Source organism: Capnocytophaga cynodegmi, from assembly GCF_002302475.1.
In the GTDB taxonomy this organism is placed as follows: Bacteria; Bacteroidota; Bacteroidia; order Flavobacteriales; family Flavobacteriaceae; genus Capnocytophaga; species Capnocytophaga cynodegmi.
Genome location: NZ_CP022378.1, coordinates 778,679 through 796,906 on the forward strand (window position 1 = coordinate 778,679; position 18,228 = coordinate 796,906).

Annotated in this window: 32 protein-coding genes; 2 read left to right on the forward strand and 30 right to left on the reverse strand. The window is 35.5% G+C overall.

The features are described from left to right. Positions 1–373 precede the first annotated feature (373 nt). Both CGC48_RS03540 and CGC48_RS03545 read left to right on the forward strand, forming a co-directional pair. A complete protein-coding gene (locus CGC48_RS03540) occupies positions 374–1,039 on the forward strand; it encodes a DUF6261 family protein (RefSeq protein ID WP_098028500.1) in 666 nt (221 codons plus the stop codon). Between the two features lie 167 nt (positions 1,040–1,206). Continuing rightward, positions 1,207–2,085: a carbohydrate kinase family protein gene (locus CGC48_RS03545; protein ID WP_098028501.1), complete on the forward strand. Its 879-nt coding sequence runs from the start codon at positions 1,207–1,209 to the stop codon at positions 2,083–2,085. Positions 2,086–2,362: 277 nt separating this feature from the next. On the opposite strand, the gene CGC48_RS03550 is transcribed toward CGC48_RS03545, so the two are convergent. From CGC48_RS03550 to rpsJ, 30 genes are all read right to left on the reverse strand, one after another. Continuing rightward, entirely contained in the window at positions 2,363–3,811 is a 1,449-nt protein-coding gene (locus CGC48_RS03550; RefSeq protein WP_098028502.1) for a Na+/H+ antiporter NhaC family protein, read from the reverse strand. Positions 3,812–3,986: 175 nt separating this feature from the next. Continuing rightward, complete coding sequence (gene rplQ / locus CGC48_RS03555) at positions 3,987–4,460, reverse strand: 50S ribosomal protein L17 (protein ID WP_018279611.1); 474 nt, start codon at positions 4,458–4,460, stop codon at positions 3,987–3,989. Between the two features lie 30 nt (positions 4,461–4,490). Continuing rightward, on the reverse strand, positions 4,491–5,483 hold the full coding sequence (locus CGC48_RS03560; RefSeq protein WP_026193904.1) for a DNA-directed RNA polymerase subunit alpha: 993 nt from the start codon (positions 5,481–5,483) through the stop codon (positions 4,491–4,493). A 22-nt stretch (positions 5,484–5,505) separates the two neighbouring features. Then, the gene (gene rpsD, locus CGC48_RS03565; protein WP_041992468.1) at positions 5,506–6,111 is read right to left on the reverse strand and encodes a 30S ribosomal protein S4; all 606 of its coding nucleotides are present in this window, start codon (positions 6,109–6,111) and stop codon (positions 5,506–5,508) included. Between the two features lie 81 nt (positions 6,112–6,192). After that, positions 6,193–6,594 carry a 30S ribosomal protein S11 gene (gene rpsK, locus CGC48_RS03570; RefSeq protein WP_018279608.1) on the reverse strand — a complete coding sequence of 134 codons (402 nt, stop codon included), beginning with the start codon at positions 6,592–6,594 and terminating at the stop codon, positions 6,193–6,195. A gap of 14 nt (positions 6,595–6,608) precedes the next feature. After that, positions 6,609–6,983: a 30S ribosomal protein S13 gene (gene rpsM, locus CGC48_RS03575; RefSeq protein WP_018279607.1), complete on the reverse strand. Its 375-nt coding sequence runs from the start codon at positions 6,981–6,983 to the stop codon at positions 6,609–6,611. A gap of 2 nt (positions 6,984–6,985) precedes the next feature. Continuing rightward, positions 6,986–7,102, reverse strand: coding sequence for a type B 50S ribosomal protein L36 (gene ykgO / locus CGC48_RS03580; RefSeq protein WP_040353965.1), 117 nt, complete (start codon positions 7,100–7,102; stop codon positions 6,986–6,988). Between the two features lie 240 nt (positions 7,103–7,342). Beyond that, the gene (gene infA, locus CGC48_RS03585; RefSeq protein WP_002675066.1) at positions 7,343–7,558 is read right to left on the reverse strand and encodes a translation initiation factor IF-1; all 216 of its coding nucleotides are present in this window, start codon (positions 7,556–7,558) and stop codon (positions 7,343–7,345) included. A 6-nt stretch (positions 7,559–7,564) separates the two neighbouring features. Continuing rightward, complete coding sequence (gene secY / locus CGC48_RS03590) at positions 7,565–8,908, reverse strand: preprotein translocase subunit SecY (protein WP_026193903.1); 1,344 nt, start codon at positions 8,906–8,908, stop codon at positions 7,565–7,567. 11 nt (positions 8,909–8,919) lie between these two features. Next, on the reverse strand, positions 8,920–9,372 hold the full coding sequence (rplO, locus tag CGC48_RS03595) for a 50S ribosomal protein L15 (protein ID WP_041992492.1): 453 nt from the start codon (positions 9,370–9,372) through the stop codon (positions 8,920–8,922). Positions 9,373–9,388: 16 nt separating this feature from the next. Then, the gene (rpmD, locus tag CGC48_RS03600; RefSeq protein ID WP_018279604.1) at positions 9,389–9,571 is read right to left on the reverse strand and encodes a 50S ribosomal protein L30; all 183 of its coding nucleotides are present in this window, start codon (positions 9,569–9,571) and stop codon (positions 9,389–9,391) included. Positions 9,572–9,584: 13 nt separating this feature from the next. Beyond that, on the reverse strand, positions 9,585–10,109 hold the full coding sequence (rpsE, locus tag CGC48_RS03605; RefSeq protein WP_018279603.1) for a 30S ribosomal protein S5: 525 nt from the start codon (positions 10,107–10,109) through the stop codon (positions 9,585–9,587). A gap of 6 nt (positions 10,110–10,115) precedes the next feature. Continuing rightward, on the reverse strand, positions 10,116–10,472 hold the full coding sequence (gene rplR, locus CGC48_RS03610) for a 50S ribosomal protein L18 (RefSeq protein WP_018279602.1): 357 nt from the start codon (positions 10,470–10,472) through the stop codon (positions 10,116–10,118). An 11-nt stretch (positions 10,473–10,483) separates the two neighbouring features. Beyond that, positions 10,484–11,026, reverse strand: a complete 543-nt coding sequence (gene rplF, locus CGC48_RS03615) for a 50S ribosomal protein L6 (RefSeq protein WP_018279601.1) — start codon at positions 11,024–11,026, stop codon at positions 10,484–10,486. An 18-nt stretch (positions 11,027–11,044) separates the two neighbouring features. Continuing rightward, a complete protein-coding gene (gene rpsH / locus CGC48_RS03620) occupies positions 11,045–11,443 on the reverse strand; it encodes a 30S ribosomal protein S8 (RefSeq protein WP_098028503.1) in 399 nt (132 codons plus the stop codon). Between the two features lie 18 nt (positions 11,444–11,461). Beyond that, positions 11,462–11,731, reverse strand: coding sequence for a 30S ribosomal protein S14 (gene rpsN / locus CGC48_RS03625; RefSeq protein ID WP_013996569.1), 270 nt, complete (start codon positions 11,729–11,731; stop codon positions 11,462–11,464). Positions 11,732–11,735: 4 nt separating this feature from the next. Beyond that, positions 11,736–12,287 (reverse strand): 50S ribosomal protein L5, encoded by a 552-nt coding sequence (gene rplE / locus CGC48_RS03630; RefSeq protein WP_041992460.1) that lies wholly within the window; start codon positions 12,285–12,287, stop codon positions 11,736–11,738. Positions 12,288–12,289: 2 nt separating this feature from the next. Continuing rightward, complete coding sequence (gene rplX / locus CGC48_RS03635) at positions 12,290–12,601, reverse strand: 50S ribosomal protein L24 (RefSeq protein ID WP_018279598.1); 312 nt, start codon at positions 12,599–12,601, stop codon at positions 12,290–12,292. An 18-nt stretch (positions 12,602–12,619) separates the two neighbouring features. Next, on the reverse strand, positions 12,620–12,988 hold the full coding sequence (gene rplN / locus CGC48_RS03640) for a 50S ribosomal protein L14 (RefSeq protein WP_002675043.1): 369 nt from the start codon (positions 12,986–12,988) through the stop codon (positions 12,620–12,622). 2 nt (positions 12,989–12,990) lie between these two features. Beyond that, positions 12,991–13,248, reverse strand: coding sequence for a 30S ribosomal protein S17 (gene rpsQ / locus CGC48_RS03645; RefSeq protein ID WP_018279597.1), 258 nt, complete (start codon positions 13,246–13,248; stop codon positions 12,991–12,993). Between the two features lie 18 nt (positions 13,249–13,266). After that, the gene (gene rpmC, locus CGC48_RS03650) at positions 13,267–13,458 is read right to left on the reverse strand and encodes a 50S ribosomal protein L29 (RefSeq protein ID WP_018279596.1); all 192 of its coding nucleotides are present in this window, start codon (positions 13,456–13,458) and stop codon (positions 13,267–13,269) included. A 10-nt stretch (positions 13,459–13,468) separates the two neighbouring features. Beyond that, positions 13,469–13,888 (reverse strand): 50S ribosomal protein L16, encoded by a 420-nt coding sequence (rplP, locus tag CGC48_RS03655; RefSeq protein ID WP_018279595.1) that lies wholly within the window; start codon positions 13,886–13,888, stop codon positions 13,469–13,471. Between the two features lie 18 nt (positions 13,889–13,906). After that, complete coding sequence (gene rpsC, locus CGC48_RS03660; RefSeq protein WP_018279594.1) at positions 13,907–14,647, reverse strand: 30S ribosomal protein S3; 741 nt, start codon at positions 14,645–14,647, stop codon at positions 13,907–13,909. A 7-nt stretch (positions 14,648–14,654) separates the two neighbouring features. Further along, a complete protein-coding gene (gene rplV / locus CGC48_RS03665) occupies positions 14,655–15,065 on the reverse strand; it encodes a 50S ribosomal protein L22 (RefSeq protein ID WP_041992447.1) in 411 nt (136 codons plus the stop codon). 9 nt (positions 15,066–15,074) lie between these two features. Next, a complete protein-coding gene (gene rpsS, locus CGC48_RS03670) occupies positions 15,075–15,353 on the reverse strand; it encodes a 30S ribosomal protein S19 (RefSeq protein ID WP_018279592.1) in 279 nt (92 codons plus the stop codon). A gap of 14 nt (positions 15,354–15,367) precedes the next feature. After that, complete coding sequence (rplB, locus tag CGC48_RS03675) at positions 15,368–16,195, reverse strand: 50S ribosomal protein L2 (protein WP_018279591.1); 828 nt, start codon at positions 16,193–16,195, stop codon at positions 15,368–15,370. Positions 16,196–16,215: 20 nt separating this feature from the next. Next, positions 16,216–16,506: a 50S ribosomal protein L23 gene (gene rplW / locus CGC48_RS03680; RefSeq protein WP_018279590.1), complete on the reverse strand. Its 291-nt coding sequence runs from the start codon at positions 16,504–16,506 to the stop codon at positions 16,216–16,218. Between the two features lie 7 nt (positions 16,507–16,513). Further along, on the reverse strand, positions 16,514–17,143 hold the full coding sequence (gene rplD / locus CGC48_RS03685; RefSeq protein ID WP_018279589.1) for a 50S ribosomal protein L4: 630 nt from the start codon (positions 17,141–17,143) through the stop codon (positions 16,514–16,516). Further along, positions 17,143–17,760 carry a 50S ribosomal protein L3 gene (gene rplC / locus CGC48_RS03690; RefSeq protein ID WP_041992435.1) on the reverse strand — a complete coding sequence of 206 codons (618 nt, stop codon included), beginning with the start codon at positions 17,758–17,760 and terminating at the stop codon, positions 17,143–17,145. Before rplC ends, rplD begins: the two co-directional genes overlap by 1 nt. Before the next feature lie 151 nt (positions 17,761–17,911). Continuing rightward, complete coding sequence (gene rpsJ / locus CGC48_RS03695) at positions 17,912–18,220, reverse strand: 30S ribosomal protein S10 (RefSeq protein WP_018279587.1); 309 nt, start codon at positions 18,218–18,220, stop codon at positions 17,912–17,914. Between the last annotated feature and the right edge of the window lie 8 nt (positions 18,221–18,228).

Genomic DNA, 18,228 nt, shown 5'->3' on the forward strand with positions numbered 1-18,228 from the left:
GCGTAAACCTTCTACCACTTGGAAAAAACCTTTTTCTATCAGCGTAAACCTTCTACCACTTGGAAAAAACCTTTTTCTATCAGCGTAAATCTTCTACCACTTAGAAAAAACCTTTCTCTATCAGCGTAAACCCTATTCCACTTGGAAAAAACCTTTTTCTATCAGTGTAAACCTTCTACCACTTGGAAAAAACCTTTCTCTATTAGCGTAAATCTTATTCCACTTGGAGTAAGAATAAATCTTAGTTATTTGTAACTTCTTCTAAAGATTATAACTTTCAAAAATCAAAAAAATATTTCTTTCTCATTTTCAGAAACTTTTATTTGCAAAAGTCAATTTAATTACTGAAATTTGTAAACAAAATTTAATCAATATGAAAATATATCTCCGAAAATTATCGACAAAAGACTTGGCAATATTAGCTCAGCGAATTATTGAATCTTCCAAGCAATCCGAATTTGAAGAAGTCAAAAATCATTTGTTTTTAAGCAAATTGGATACTTCCTATCAGGAATACTACAAAGTTATTTCTAAAATAAGTTTTAGTGGCAAAGGAGTTGATGTGCTTCAAGTTGATAGACAACGTGACGCTATCTTTCGCATTATTAAGAATTTTCTGGTAGCATATTCAAAAATGACATTAATGCCTCATCAAACCGATGCTGTAGCTCTACTCAAAGAATTTAAAATATATGGTCTGGCACTGGATAAATTGAATTATGGCGAACAAACCATTCAGCTCGATAAACTTATTGAAGCTCTTTCTTCTACTGAAAATCAAACACGTATCGAAAATCTTTCACTAAAAAGTACTTTTGAGGAACTCAAAAAAGTAGAACAAACTTTTAAAGAAATTTATGAAGAACAAGCACAATCAAACTCCGAACTTCGAAAAACAAAAAGTGCCAGTGAGTTGCGTAAAGACGTTGAAAAAGATTTGAAACGTTTTCTGAATTTAGTAACTTCAATGTATGAAACACAGCAATGGACTACGCTTTATAATAAGCTCAACGAGTTTGTAAAAGCTGCCAAAAAATAGTTCTTATATTAAATATTTTCTGCATACTAAATTATTCTTTGCTACCAAAAGCCTATTTTTTCAATCGTATTGAATTGAATAAAAACCAATAAAGTGTTTTCGTTAGCAAAGAATAATTTTTTTAAAAGATACCATACATAAATACAAAATTAAAATCACACATACAAATGGAACATATTGTTGTAGGTTTGGGAGAAATTCTCTGGGATATTTTCCCCGAACAAAAAGTAATGGGAGGAGCTCCCGCTAATTTTGCTTATCACGCTTCACAATTTGGATTAAACGGACATATTGTAAGCGCTATTGGCAATGATGATTTAGGAAAAACCCTTGTGAAAAACCTAAATGAAAAAAAATTAAATCATCTTCTGGAAGAAGTCCCTTTCCCGACAGGTTCAGTACAGATTTCAGTAGATGAAGAAGGCATTCCGAAGTATGAAATTCGTGAAAATGTAGCTTGGGATAACATTCCTTTTAATGAGAAGATTAAAGAACTTGCCCAAAAAACAAAAACACTTTGTTTTGGTTCATTAGCTCAACGCAGTGAAGTCTCTCGCAACACGATTCGGCAATTTTTACAAGTAATGCCTTCTGATAGCTTAAAGGTTTTTGATATGAATCTTCGGCAGCATTATTACACAAAAGAGATTATTCATCAGTCGTTGGAATTAGCCAATGCATTAAAATTAAATGATGACGAACTTGGCATAATAACACTCCTTTTTAAATTAGAAGGTTTAGAACAAGATATTTGTGAAGAATTAGTAGAACGATACAACTTAAAAATACTAATTCTGACAAAAGGCTCATTAGGAAGCTATATTTTTACCCCGTTACAACTTTCTTTTTTGCCTTCACCATCCATAAACGTTATAGATACCGTTGGTGCAGGTGATTCATTTACAGCTTCCTTTATTGCGGCTTATCTGAAAGGAAAATCAATCAAAGAAGCACATCGGTTAGCAGTAGAAGTAGCCGCCTACGTATGTCAGCAACACGGAGCAATGCCCAAACTACCTGATTTTCTTTTAAAATCTTTCAAATAGTACTAATAATTTTAGCAGTTTAAGCTGATATCAATTGTAAAAAAATACATCTTAGCGAAAGTAATAATCTTTTGCTAAGATGTTCATATAATTGGTGGTATAGTTAATTCACTACAAAAAGAATACTCCCTCTCTTTTTAAGGTTTATTTTTTAGTTAATTGTAGTTTAACAAAAATCTTTTTTACAAATTGCTACGCTATTCAACTTAACCAACCTACAAACAAGTTTTTATAAAATCAATAATAAAGCAATAATAACTTGTTATAAAGAGAGGTGTTATTGCTTGTCTCCTATTCTTCTTATTTTTATATTAAGTGCCACAAAAAGAAGAGTCATAAACGGACTTATGATATTGAAAAACGCATACGGAAGATACGTCAAAGTCGGAATTTCCAAAACACCGCTGTTGTACGCGGCACAGGTATTCCAAGGAACTAAAACAGAAGTTACCGTACCTGAATCTTCCAACGTTCTGCTTAAGTTTTCAGGAGCTAATCCTTTCCTTGCATACGCTTTGGAGAACATTTTCCCTGGCACTACCAACGCTAAATATTGGTCGGAAGTGGTAACATTCAAAGCCAAACAACTCATCACCGTACTGGCAAATAGCCCAAAAGTAGAAGTAAACAAATGTAACAAAAAAGCAGTTATACGTTCTAAAGCTCCAATAGCTTCCATAACGCCTCCGAAAGCCATCGCACAGATAATGAGCCATATCGTATTGAGCATTCCACTCATTCCTGAAGAAGAGAACAATTCATTCAGATTTTCATTATCGGTCGGTATTTGTGTAGAAGTTGTTATCGTATCCATTATTACTTTGTAAAGAGCTGAAAACTCCAACGACGATTTTTGGGTTAGCTCCAGCAGTAAGTTTTGCTGAAATAGCAGTGCGAATAATGCTCCCAAAAGTACACCACAGAACAACGCCACTAAAGGTTCTGTCTTTTTGTAAATCATAACCAAAATTATGGCAGGAACAACAAAAACCCAAGGCGTAACATTAAATCGTTCCAAAATAGCACTTTGTATAGCACTTGTATCCGATACGCCTACCGTTTCAAGGTTTAGCCCAATGATAGTGAAAATTATCAGTGAAATACTAATGGTAGGAATAGTGGTAAATAGCATATACCGTATATGGGTGAATATATCCGTTCCAGCCAAAGCAGGTGCCAAGTTAGTTGTGTCACTCATCGGCGACATTTTATCTCCAAAGTATCCGCCTGAAATAATAGCTCCACCGATAAGCCCTTCGTGAATTCCTAAAGAACTTCCTATCCCTACCAGAGCAATTCCTATCGTTGCGGAAGTCGTCCAACTACTGCCTACAGCTACTGAAACAAGTGAACAAATAATAACACAAGCGGGTAAGAATATTGATGGCGTTAGAATGTTCAATCCATAATAAATCATTGAAGGTATAATTCCGCTAAGTAGCCACGTACCCGACAAAGCCCCCACCAGAAGCAAAATAAGAATCGCCCCACTGGTGGACTTTATATTATTGTATATTTCTTGGGTCATCGTATGAATTGGAATTTTATTAAGAATTCCTATTACAACAGCGACAGCAGCACCAAGGAGCAAAATAAATTGATTTGATCCTCCGAGAGCGTTATCCCCATACACAAAAAATACATTATACCCAAGTAGGATAATAAGCACAACAATCGGGAAGAAAGCTCCAAACAATGAGATTCTGTACAAACGTTCTTTTTCCATTCTTTACTATTGATTTACAAAGCAAAAATAGAAACAATATTATTAACTTTCACAAAAAGTTAAATTTAAAACAAAAAATATAATTAACAATTGAAAATAAACATTTATAATTCAATAAAAAAAAGACAAGCATTTTGTTTGCTTGTCTTTTTGAAAATCAAATAAAATTCTTAATTTATTCAGCTGATTCTGTATTTTCAACTTCTTTTTGTGTAGCTGACTCAGCAGATTTTTTTCTACCACGACGAGTAGTTTTTTTCTTGCTAGAAGCCTTTTCTACATTATATGTTGTATTGTAATCAACTAGCTCTATCAATGCCATTTCTGCATTATCTCCCAAACGATTTCCCAACTTGATAATACGTGTATATCCTCCTGGTCTATCGCCTACTTTTACAGAAACCTCTTTAAATAATTCGGTTACAGCATATTTATTTCTTAATTTACTAAAAGCGATACGACGATTGTGAGTTGTATCCTCTTTTGACTTTGTTACCAATGGCTCTATGAACAATTTAAGAGCTTTTGCCTTTGCCAAAGTCGTATTTATTCTCTTATGCTCAATCAATGAACAAGCCATATTAGCTAACATTGCTTTTCTGTGAGCAGTTTTTCTTCCTAAATGATTAATTTTATTTCCGTGTCTCATTTTTCCTTAATTAAATAACGCAAAAGCGGGTTAATCTCTATCTAACTTATACTTTGACAAATCCATTCCAAATGTCAAACCTTTATTGGCAACCAATTCATCAAGTTCTGTAAGTGATTTTTTACCAAAATTTCTGAATTTCATCAAATCAGCTTTATTGAAAGAAACCAAATCTCCCAAAGTATCCACTTCGGCAGCTTTCAAGCAATTTAATGCTCGAACTGACAAGTCCATATCTACCAATCTAGTTTTCAATAACTGACGCATATGCAACGATTCCTCATCGTATGCATCAGTCTGTGCAATCTCATCTGATTCCAACGTAATTCTCTCATCAGAGAATAACATAAAATGATGTATCAGCGTTTTTGCAGCCTCTGTCAAGGCTTGTCTTGGATGTATAGACCCATCTGTTTTGATTTCAAAAACTAACTTTTCATAATCAGTTTTTTGTTCAACGCGGTAATTTTCAATAGAATACTTGACATTTTTGATAGGTGTAAAAATTGCATCTGTTGCGATAACTCCTATCGCTGCATTCGGATTTGCGTTTTCCTCTGCAGGAACATAGCCACGTCCTTTTTCAATGGTTATCTCCATATCAAAAGTTACTGACGATTCCATATTACAAATTACCAAATCTGTATTCAAGACTTGAAATCCTGATAGATATTTTTGAAAATCACCGGCAGTCAACTGTTTTTTTCCTGAAACAGAAATTGTTGCTGTTTCATTCTCTACATCTTCAATCTGTCGTTTAAAACGCACTTGTTTCAAATTCAAGATAATTTCAGTAACATCTTCCACAACACCTGATATAGTAGAAAACTCGTGTCCTACTTTGTCAAACTTTACAGAAGTGATTGCGAAACCCTCCAAAGAAGAGAGCATAACTCTACGTAATGCGTTACCTATAGTTAAACCATATCCTGGTTCCAAAGGACGAAACTCAAATCGCCCCTCAAAATCAGATGATTCAATCATTATAACCTTATCGGGTTTTTGAAAGTTGAATAATGCCATAATTTGACTGCTGTCTTATTTATTATTTAGAGTATAACTCTACGATTAACTGTTCTTTAATATTTTCAGGAATTTGGATACGTTGAGGCACGGCAACAAATGTACCTTCTAATTTTTCAGTATTCCAAGTAATCCATTCATAAACAGTGCTATTAGAAGCTAATGAATTTTCTATCACACTCAATGATTTTGACTTCTCACGAACACCCACTACATCTCCTGGTCTCAAAGCATAAGAAGGAATATTAACGATATTTCCGTTTACTGTGATATGACGATGTGAAACCAACTGACGAGCTGCACTACGTGTTGGAGCTATTCCCATACGATAAACAACGTTGTCCAAACGTGATTCACACAATTGTAACAACACTTCACCTGTAACGTGTTTGCTTCTTTTTGCTTTTTCATACAAGTTTCGGAATTGTTTCTCCAAAATACCGTATGTATATTTTGCTTTTTGTTTTTCTTGTAGCTGAATAGCATACTCTGAGCGTTTTGCTCTACGACGGGCAATACCGTGTTGCCCAGGTGGATAATTTTTCTTTTCAAAAGATTTATCATCTCCGAAGATAGCTTCTCCAAACTTACGAGCTATTTTCGTTTTTGGTCCTGTATATCTTGCCATTTTTTTGTGTTTAAATGAAAGGGATTATGAATTAAGGCATTCCTTCGATAATCAAAATCCTCTCGTATTTATTATTACTAATTAAACTCTACGTCTTTTTGGTGGACGACAACCATTGTGAGGTAATGGAGTAACGTCAATAATTTCTGTTACCTCAATCCCTGCATTGTGTATTGTTCTGATTGCAGACTCTCTTCCATTTCCTGGACCCTTAACATACACTTTCACTTTTTTCAATCCTGCATCAAAAGCCACTTTTGCAGCATCTTCAGCAGCCACTTGAGCAGCATATGGTGTATTCTTTTTAGACCCACGGAATCCCATTTTACCTGCTGATGACCAAGAAATTACATCTCCTTTTTTATTGGTAAGAGAAATTATTACGTTGTTGAACGTAGCAGAAACGTGTGCCTCACCAACTGACTCTACAACTACCTTTCTCTTTTTAGAAACCTTTGCGTTCTTTGCATTTGATTTTGCCATACTAACCTTACTTATTATTTAGTCGCTTTTTTCTTATTAGCAACAGTTTTTCTTCTACCTTTTCTTGTACGAGAATTGTTCTTGGTTTTTTGTCCACGTAATGGCAATCCAATTCTGTGGCGAATTCCACGATAGCAACCGATGTCCATCAAACGCTTGATGTTTAGTTGAATTTCAGAACGCAATTCCCCTTCAATTTTATAAGACGCAACCGCCTCACGAATGTTAGTGATTTCTTCATCATTCCATTCGTTTACTTTCTTGTCCTCATTAACTTGAGCCTTTTCTAAGATTTCTTTAGCTCTACTTTTTCCGATACCAAAAATGTAAGTTAATCCAATAACTCCACGTTTGTTTTTTGGTAAATCAATACCTGCAATTCTTGCCATAATTATCCTTGTCTTTGTTTAAATTTAGGATTTTTCTTATTAATTACGTACAATACCCCTTTTCTACGCACAATAATGCACTCGGGGCTTCTCTTTTTAATTGATGCTCTAACTTTCATTTCTTTATTGTTTAGTCAATAGAGTTTGCAAAACTACAAAATATTTTGATTTATAATGTAATTTTAAAATAAAATACTACTTTTTAAATTTTCACAAAACATTCTCTTCTTTAAAAAAATAGCTTAAAACATTAATTTTCAACTACATATTCATTTACATAGAACTTTGCCAAAGTTAAAAAACTTTGACAAAATTTTTATCTCTATTGAATGTTTTTAAAAATTTCCGAATTAAATTGTCTAATAACGATACGTTATACGAGCCTTACTTAAATCATAAGGACTCATTTCAAGTTTCACTTTATCCCCAGGAAGTAGTTTGATGTAATGCATACGCATTTTACCAGAGATGTGAGCAATCACCACGTGTCCGTTATCTAGCTCCACTCGAAACATTGCATTTGACAACGCTTCTACAATTGTTCCGTCTTGTTCTATTGCTGCTTGCTTTGCCATAAATTACTAAGCCTTTCTATTTTTGCCTGTTTTCATCAAACCGTCATAATGACGATTTAGCAAATATGAATTAACTTGTTGCATTGTATCTATAGCAACCCCTACCAAAATCAATAGAGAAGTTCCTCCATAAAATAATGCCCATCCATCTTGCATTCCAATAACTTTTAAAAAAGCAGGAAATACAGCAATTAAAGCTAAAAATATAGAGCCAGGTAATGTTATAAGCGACATAATTTTATCTAGATAGTCACCCGTTTCCTTACCAGGACGTATACCAGGAATAAACCCGCCACTTCTCTTTAAGTCATCAGCCATTTTATTAGTTGGTACGGTAATCGCTGTATAAAAGTATGTGAACAATATAATCATTGTTGCAAACAGCAAATTATACCAAAATCCAAACATATTACTGAAAGCTTGTTGAATGCTTAAAGCTGTTTCTGACTTAGACAGACCTGCTACAGTAGCTGGAATGAACATCAAAGCTTGTGCAAAGATAATCGGCATAACCCCTGATGCATTCAATTTTAATGGAATATATTGACGTGCTCCAAAAATGTTCTTTTCAACCGCCACACCTCCATCTGCTGTCCTACGTGCATATTGAACAGGAATCTGACGAGTCGCCTTGATTAAGTAGATACAGAGTAGTATAATCACAAACCAAATGATAATTTCAATAAGAATCATCATCAATCCACCATTAGATTGTGCTACACGAGCATCAAACTCAGCCGCAAAAGCTAGAGGAAGACGAGCAATGATTCCTACCATAATCAGTAAAGAAATACCATTACCAATACCCTTGTCTGTGATTTTTTCTCCTAACCACATCGCAAAAATAGTTCCTGTTACAAGAATCAAAACAGCGGGAACAATGAACTCAACACCTTTACCTAAAACGAAAGCACTATCAGGAACTCCTAATTGGTTAATTCCGTACAAGTAAGCTGGTGCTTGAACAACACATATCGCGATAGTAAGAAATCGAGTGATTTGGTTTATCTTTCTTCTCCCGCTTTCACCTTCTTTTTGTAATTTTTGCAAGTACGGAATCATTATTCCCATAAGCTGGACTACAATAGAAGCCGAAATATAAGGCATAATACCCAATGCAAAAACTGAGGCGTTAGCAAAAGCTCCCCCAGTAAAAGCATTTAAGATATCAAGCAACCCACCTCCTGAGGTTTTTGATGCCAACTCGTGTAACTGAGTTGAATCAATTCCTGGAAGAACAATATGTGCTCCAAAACGATAAACTAACAAAATCCCCAGAGTTAAAATTATACGATTTCTTAACTCTTCTATTTTCCAAATGTTGGTTAGGTTCTCGATAAACTTCATAATAATTTAATACATTACAAGGTTACAGCCTCACCTCCCACTGCCTCAACAGCAGACTTAGCATTTGCCGTAAACTTATGAACAGATATTTTTAATTTTGCTTTTAATTCTCCTCCACCTAAAATTTTAACTAGATCTGTTTTTTTAACGATGTGAAGTTGAACTAAGGTTTCTAAATCAACTGTATCAGTAATCTTACCAGAATCAACCAAACCTTGTAATTGCCCTAAATTGATCCCTACATATTCCTTACGGTTAAAGTTTTTGAAACCAAATTTTGGTACACGTCTTTGCAAAGGCATCTGACCTCCTTCAAAGCCAATCTTTTTAGAATAACCTGAACGAGATTTAGCTCCTTTATGCCCACGTGTAGCAGTGCCTCCTTTTCCAGAACCTTGCCCACGACCAACGCGCTTCCCTTCTCTGTGAATTGAACCTTCTGCAGGTTGTAAATTACTCAAGTTCATAACTTTGTATAAAATATTATTTAATTTCCTCAACAGAAACTAAGTGTTTCACTTTACTAATCATACCTAGGATACTTGGTGTTGCATTATGCTCAACAACTTGTCCTATTTTCTTCAAACCAAGAGCCTGTAAAGTCAATTTTTGACTTTTCAGACGCTTGATACTACTTTTCACTTGTGTTACTTTAACTTTTGTCATTGTTCTAAATTTATTAACCTTTAAACAATTTTTCTAAGGAAATTCCACGTTGAGCTGCGATAGTTTTTGCAGAACGTAATTGCAACAATGCATCAAAAGTAGCTTTTACCACATTATGAGGATTTGAAGAACCTTGTGATTTTGAAAGTACGTTGTGAACTCCAACAGACTCTAAAACGGCACGAACTGCACCACCTGCAATTACTCCAGTACCCTCTGTAGCTGGTTGCAAATACACTCTAGCTCCACCAAACTTACCTTTCTGTTCGTGTGGCAAAGTAGTTCCGTTAAGTGGAATACGAACTAGATTCTTTTTTGCGTCCTCAACAGCTTTCGCAATTGCATCGGCTACCTCTTTGGACTTTCCTAAACCATGTCCCACTACTCCATTCTCATCACCTACTACAACAATAGCTGAGAAACCAAACGCACGTCCTCCTTTAGTTACTTTGGTAACACGTTGAACTCCTACCAAACGATCTTTCAATTCAAGACCACTTGGCTTTACATATTCTACATTTTTATATTTCTGATACATAGTCTTTTAGAATTTAAGTCCGCCTTCTCTAGCTCCTTCAGCTAATGATTTTACTCTTCCGTGATATAAGTATCCTCCTCTATCAAAAGAAATTTTCTCAATACCTTGTTTTAGAGCTTTCTCTGCAACAGCTTTTCCTACCAAAGCCGCTTTTTCAGTTTTAGTTCCTTTGGTAGTACTAATTTCTTTATCTCTCGAAGAAGCAGCCACTAAAGTAGTTCCTTTGGTGTCATCAATGATTTGAGCATAAATCTCATTATTACTTCTGAAAACAGCCAAACGAGGTTGCGTTGCAGTACCATTAACTACTTTTCTGATTCTGCTTTTAATACGTTCTCTTCTTTTTATTTTTGATAATGCCATTGTTCTAACTATTAAGCTGATTTACCTGCTTTTCTTCTCAACACTTCACCAACAAACTTAACTCCTTTTCCTTTGTAAGGCTCAGGCTTACGGAAACTACGGATTTTAGCTGCTATTTGTCCAACTAATTGTTTGTCGTATGATGTCAATTTAATAATTGGATTTTTACCTTTTTCAGTTACTGTTTCGAGTTTCACTTCTTGGGGTAATTCCAAAACAATATTATGAGAAAATCCTAAAGCCAAATCCAACTTTTGACCTTGGTTTGAGGCACGATATCCAACTCCTACTAACTCTAATTCTTTAGTGAATCCTTCTGATACCCCTACAACCATATTATTAAGCAACGCTCTGTACAAACCGTGCTTTGCATTTTGGTCTTTAGTTTGAGCAGTAGGCTCCAACACTAATTGTCCATCCTCTTGCTTTACAGCAATGTCTTTAACCTCTTGGGTTAATTCGCCTAATTTTCCTTTCACTGTCACAACACCATCTTTGATAGTAACTGTAACTCCTGCAGGAATTTTGATGGGTAATTTACCTATTCTTGACATTTCTTTGTCTTTTATTTATTAGTAAACATAACAAACTACTTCCCCTCCGATATTAAGCTCCTTAGCTTTTTTACCAGTCATAACTCCTTTTGAAGTTGATATGATGGCAATGCCTAAGCCATTCAATACGCGAGGAAGACTATCAGCCCCAGCATATTTTCTAAGTCCAGGTCTGCTTGCTCTTTCAATATGCTTAATGACAGGCTCCTTAGTTACTTTATCATATTTTAAAGCTATCTTGATAGTGCCTTGAACAGCATTATCCTCGAACTTGTAGCTTAAAATATATCCCTGATCAAATAAGATTTTTGTAATCTCTTTTTTCAAATTAGATGCAGGAATTTCAACTACTCTATGCCTTGCATTATTCGCATTTCTAATTCTTGTTAAATAATCTGCTATAGGATCTGTATACATATTTTTATCCTTTTAATATTACCAACTTGCTTTTTTAACGCCCGGAATTAATCCTTTATTTGCCATTTCACGGAACAAAACGCGTGAAATTCCAAATGTACGCATATATCCTTTCGGACGTCCTGTCAATTTACAACGATTGTGCAAACGAACTGGTGATGCGTTTTTAGGTAACTTTTGAAGAGCCTCGTAATCACCTGCTTCTTTCAAGGCTTTACGTTTTGCTGCATATTTTGCTACCAATTTTTGTCTTTTAACCTCACGGGCTTTCATTGATTCTTTAGCCATATACTTAGTTCTTTTTAAAAGGTAATCCTAATTCGCTTAATAATGATTTGGCTTCTTTATCAGTTGCAGCAGATGTAACGAAAGTTATATCCATTCCTGCAATTTTATTGATTTTATCAATGTCAATCTCTGGAAAAATAATCTGCTCTGTTACACCCAAATTATAATTTCCTCTACCATCGAAACCTTCGGCTTTAATTCCTTGAAAATCTCTTACTCGTGGAAGAGCCGTTGTAATCAATCTATCCAAGAATTCATACATTCTTTCTCCTCTTAAAGTAACCTTGGCTCCAATAGCCATTCCTTTACGGAGTTTGAAAGAAGCTACGTCTTTTTTGGAAAGTGTAGCAACTGCTTTTTGTCCTGTAATTTTTGTTAATTCCTCAACTGCATAATCTATTTGTTTCTTATCTGCAACTGCTGAACCAACTCCTCGGCTCACAACTATTTTCTCTAGTTTAGGAACCTGCATTACATTCTTATAGCCAAATTCTTCTTTTAGAGCTGCTATTACACGCTCTTTGTATTCTTGTTTTAGTCTAGGTACGTAAGCCATAACTATATTACTTCATTAGATTTTTTAGAAAATCTCACTTTCTTACCATTTCTTACTTCAAATCCTACACGAGTTGTTTTTCCCGATTTTGGATCAATTAAAGAAAGATTTGAAATGTGAATAAAAGCTTCTTTTTTAACGATTCCTCCCTGAGGGTTTTGAGCACTTGGTTTTGTGTGTTTTGATACCAAATTCACTCCCTCTACAATCGCTTTATTCTTCTCGCGATCAACACGTAGCACTTTACCTTCTGAACCTTTATGTTCTCCAGCGATTACTCGTACTGTGTCTCCTGTTTTAATTTTTAGTTTCATTACTTAATATATTAAAAATTAAAGCACTTCAGGTGCTAATGACACAATTTTCATAAATTGTTTATCACGAAGTTCTCTCGCAACAGGACCAAAAACACGGGTCCCTCTCATCTCACCAGCTGCATTCAAAAGAACACAAGCATTTTCATCGAAACGTATGTAAGAGCCATCAGCACGACGTACCTCTTTTTTAGTTCTTACTACCACAGCAGTTGAAACTTGTCCTTTTTTCACGTTTCCGTTCGGAGTTGCCTCTTTAACGGTAACCACAATTTTATCACCTACAGAAGCATAACGACGCTTTGTACCTCCTAAAACACGAATTGTTAGTACTTCCTTTGCCCCTGTATTATCGGCTACTTTTAATCTTGACTCTTGTTGTACCATAATTACTTCGCTCTTTCAATGATTTCAACTAATCTCCAACATTTAGTTTTACTTTGCGGACGAGTTTCCATAATCCTAACTGTATCACCGATGTTGCATTCGTTCTTTTCGTCGTGTGCTACATATTTCTTAGTACGCAACACAAACTTACCATACATAGGGTGCTTCACTCGCTTAACTTCTGAAACCACGATGGTTTTTTCCATTTTGTTACTACTAACAACCCCTATTCTTTCTTTTCTTAAATTTCTTTTTTCCATGTTTAAAGTAGCATAGAATTATTGTAACTCTCGTTTAGTTAACTCGCATGCCAATCTTGCTACAGTTCTTCTTACTTGACGTAATTGAATCGGTTTTTCAAGTGGTTGAATGGCGTGAGCCATTTTCAAATCTGCATACGATTTTTTATATTCACCAAGCTTTTCTTGTAGCTCAGCTATTGTCAAATTTTTAATTTCAGACTGTTTCATCACAATTTAATTAATCTTGATAATCTCTTGCTACAACAAATTTTGTTCTCACAGGTAACTTTTGTGCTGCCAAACGTAGTGCTTCTTTTGCTATTTCGATTGACACACCCCCTACTTCAAACATAATTCTTCCTGGTTTAACAACAGCTGCCCAGTATTCTACGGCACCTTTACCTTTACCCATACGCACCTCTAAAGGCTTTTTGGTAATTGGTTTATCTGGGAAAATCTTAATCCACAATTGCCCTTCACGCTTCATATAACGAGTTGCTGCAATACGAGCTGACTCAATTTGACGAGAGGTAATAAATGCGGAATCTAAAGATTTTATTCCAAACATACCGTTAGAAAGTAGGGTTCCACGATGGGAAACTCCTTTCATTCTACCTTTTTGTACTCTACGATATTTCGTTCTTTTTGGCTGTAACATTCCTTTTTACTTTAAAAATTACTTTTTACGACGTGCTTTTCTATGTCCTCCTGGGCCTTTATCCGAAGCAGATTTACCTGTTGTTGAACCTGCTGACTTTTTAGTCATTCCCACAAGTGGAGAAAGCTCTCTCTTGCCGTAGATTTCGCCTTTCATAATCCACACCTTGATTCCCATACGACCATACGTAGTGTGTGCTTCATCAAGTGCATAGTCAATATCCGCTCTAAAAGTAGACAATGGAATTCTTCCTTCTTTATAACTTTCGGAACGAGCCATTTCTGCACCATTCAAACGACCAGAAATCATTACCTTGATTCCTTCTGCATTCATACGCATTGCAGCCGCGATAGCCATTTTGATGGCTCTACGATATGAAACACGCCCTTCTATCTGACGAGCGATACTTGCAGCAACCAAGTTAGCATCTAATTCAGGTCTTTTGATTTCAAAGATGTTGATTTGAATATCTTTACCTGTGATTTTTTTCAATTCTTCTTTAAGCTTGTCTACCTCTTGCCCTCCTCTACCAATAATGATACCTGGACGAGCAGTAGTGATAGTAACGGTTACAAGTTTTAAAGTTCTTTCAATAATCACACGAGAAACACTAGCTTTAGACAAACGGGTCTGTACATACTTTCTGATTTTGTCATCTTCAGCAAGTTTATCTCCGTAGTCATTACCTCCGTACCAGTTAGACTCCCATCCTCTGATAATTCCAAGGCGATTTCCGATTGGATTTGTCTTTTGTCCCATATTTATCTTAGCTTTCTGTGTTATAATTTTTAGCTCCTAAAACCAACGTCACGTGGTTAGAACGTTTTCTAATTCTGTGTGCTCTTCCTTGTGGAGCTGGACGTAACCTTTTCAAAATCATCCCTCCATCCACACGGATTTCCTTAATAAATAATCCAGCATCTTCCAAATTTGCATTCTCATTTTTCGCTTGCCAGTTAGCTATTGCTGATAACAACAGCTTTTCCAAGCGAGTTGACGCTTCTTTTTGGTTGAATTTCAAAATAGCAAGGGCTTTATCTACTTGTTGACCACGAACCAAATCCGCTACCAAACGCATTTTTCGAGGTGAAGTAGGGCAGTTATTCAACTTTGCAAAAGCCAAGCTCTTTTTAGCTTCTTTTATTTCTGTTGCTTTTTCTCTTTTACGAACTCCCATAGCCTTCTATTATTTTTTACCTTTATTTTTTGCACCAGCGTGTCCTCTAAATGAACGTGTCGGTGAAAATTCTCCTAATTTGTGTCCTACCATATTCTCAGTAATATACACTGGAACAAACTGACGACCATTGTGAACTGCTATTGTCTGACCAACAAAATCAGGTGTTATCATCGAAGCTCTTGACCAAGTTTTGATAACTGTCTTTTTACCTGTTTCAATGTTTTGTTGAATTTTTTTCTCCAAACTATAGTGAACGTAAGGTCCTTTCTTTAATGAACGTGCCATCTTTTCTTAGTCTTTTATTTTTTTCTACGTTCTACAATATACTTATTACTCGCTTTGGTTTTAGAACGTGTTCTGTAACCTTTAGCTGGAATACCTTTTCGTGATCTTGGGTGACCTCCGGTTGCTCTACCTTCACCACCTCCCATTGGGTGATCAACTGGGTTCATTACTACTGGTCTAGTTCTTGGTCTTCTACCCAACCAACGTGAACGACCAGCTTTACCTGATACAATTAATTGATGATCAGAGTTAGACACAGCACCAATAGTAGCCAAGCAAGTAAGTAAAATCATACGAGTTTCACCTGAAGGCAACTTAACCGTTGCGTATCTTCCATCTTTTGCCATTAACTGAGCGAAAGTTCCCGCAGAACGTGCAATATTAGCACCTTGTCCTGGACGTAATTCTATACAAGAAATTACTGTTCCTAATGGAATCTGTGACAAAGGCATTGCATTTCCAATTTCAGGAGCAACATTTTCTTGCCCTGAAACAATCGTTTGATCCACTTTTAAACCAGCAGGAGCGATAATGTAACGTTTCTCACCATCCGTGTACTGAATCAAAGCAATAAATGCTGTTCTGTTTGGATCGTATTCGATTGAAACTACTTTAGCATCAACACCAAACTTGTTTCGTTTGAAATCAACAATACGATACTTTTTCTTGTGACCACCACCAATGTAACGCATGGTCATTTTTCCTTGATTGTTTCTACCACCAGTCTTTTTCAACGGAACCAAAAGGCTTTTCTCCGGCTTATCAGTAGTAATGGTGTCAAAATCGTTTACTACTCTAAAACGCTGACCAGGGGTAATCGGTTTTAATTTTCTAACTGACATTTTGTCTATTTATTAAACACTTATATATTACTATAAAAATCTATAGTTTCTCCGTCTGCCACTTGAACAACCGCTTTCTTAACAGCATTGGTTTTACCAACTTGTAAGCCTGTCTTTGTATAACGAGTTGTACGTTTAGGCCCATAATTCAATGTACGAACCTCTTTAACTTTAACTCCATAAGTGGCTTCAATAGCTTCTTTAATCTGAATTTTATTCGCTTGTTTAGAAACTTCGAATGTATAACAATTCTTTAATTCACTATTTGCGTTTGCTTTTTCTGTAATTACAGGTCTAATTAATACGCTCATTTCTTACTTATTTTGTTAAAATTGACTCTAAAACCTCAACAGAACTCTCTAATAAAACTACACTTGAAGCATTTACAACTTCATAAGTATTTAATTCAGAAGCAGTTACAACATTAGAAGTTTTCAAATTTCGTGACGACAAATATACATTATTATTTGTATCTGGCAACACAAAAAGTGATTTTTTATTTTCTAACCCCAAAGATTTCAAAATATTAGTGAATTCTTTTGTTTTTGGAGTTTCAAAATTCAAATCTTCAACAACTAAAATTGATTGGCTTTTTGCTTTTGCACTTAACGCTGAACGACGTGCCAATCTTTTCACATTTTTAGTCAACTTTTGTGTATAATCCTTTGGACGAGGACCAAAAATACGCCCTCCACCAACAAATACAGGAGATTTAACACTACCTGCACGAGCTGTACCAGTTCCTTTTTGTTTTTTTATCTTACGAGTACTTCCCGCTACTTCATTTCTTTCCTTAGCCTTATGTGTACCTTGACGTTGGTTTGCTAAATAGCGTTTAACATCCAAGTAAATTACGTGATTATTAGGCTCCAATCCGAAAACAGAATCAGAAAGCGTTATTTTTCTGCCTGTTTCTTTTCCTTGACTATTTAATACTGCTACTTCCATTATTTGTGAATAGTTACGTAAGCATTTTTGTGTCCCGGAACACATCCTTTAACCACTAAAAGATTTTTCTCGGCTACCACTTTCAATACTTTCAAGTTTTGTACTGTTACTTTTTCTGCTCCCATTCTACCAGCCATACGCATTCCTTTGAATACTCTTGAAGGATACGACGACGCTCCAATAGAACCTGGTGCTCTCAAACGATTATGCTGACCGTGTGTAGTTTGTCCTACCCCACCAAAACCGTGTCTTTTAACAACTCCCTGAAATCCTTTACCTTTAGAAGTACCTGTTATATCAACAAATTCTCCTTCGGTAAACAAATCAACAGTGATTGTATCACCTAATTTGTAAGTTGCTTCAAATCCTTGAAATTCGATAACTTTTTTCTTAACAGAAGCTCCAGCTTTTTTGAAATGCCCTAACTCTGCTTTGTTAGCACGATGTTCTGCTTTGTCATCGAAACCAAGTTGAAGAGCCTCATACCCGTCAACCTCTACGGTTCTGACTTGGGTAACTACGCAAGGACCTGCCTCAATGATAGTACAAGGAATATTTTTCCCATTCTCATCAAAAAGACTTGTCATGCCTACTTTTTTTCCAATTAACCCAGACATAAATTAAATTTAATAATTATTTTACTTTTTCTATAAGGTTCAGGGTCAAAAAATGCCTCAGCCTTTTGACCCTGAATCATTTTTATCCGTTTTTCCTTAGCTCACTGGCTTAAGGACATTTTACTTTGTTAAAAATCTAAATAGTGAATTATCACACTTTAATTTCAACTTCTACTCCACTTGGCAACTCCAGTTTCATCAAAGCATCAATAGTTTTTGATGAAGAACTGTAGATGTCGAGAAGACGTTTGTGAGAGCTTAATTGAAACTGCTCACGAGCCTTCTTATTTACGTGAGGAGAACGCAATACAGTAAATATCTTTTTGTGAGTTGGTAATGGAATTGGTCCCGTTACAACTGCTCCTGTTGCTTTCACCGTTTTTACAATCTTCTCAGCTGACTTATCTACTAAGTTATGATCGTAAGATTTTAACTTTATTCTGATTTTTTGACTGCTCATTTTTATAA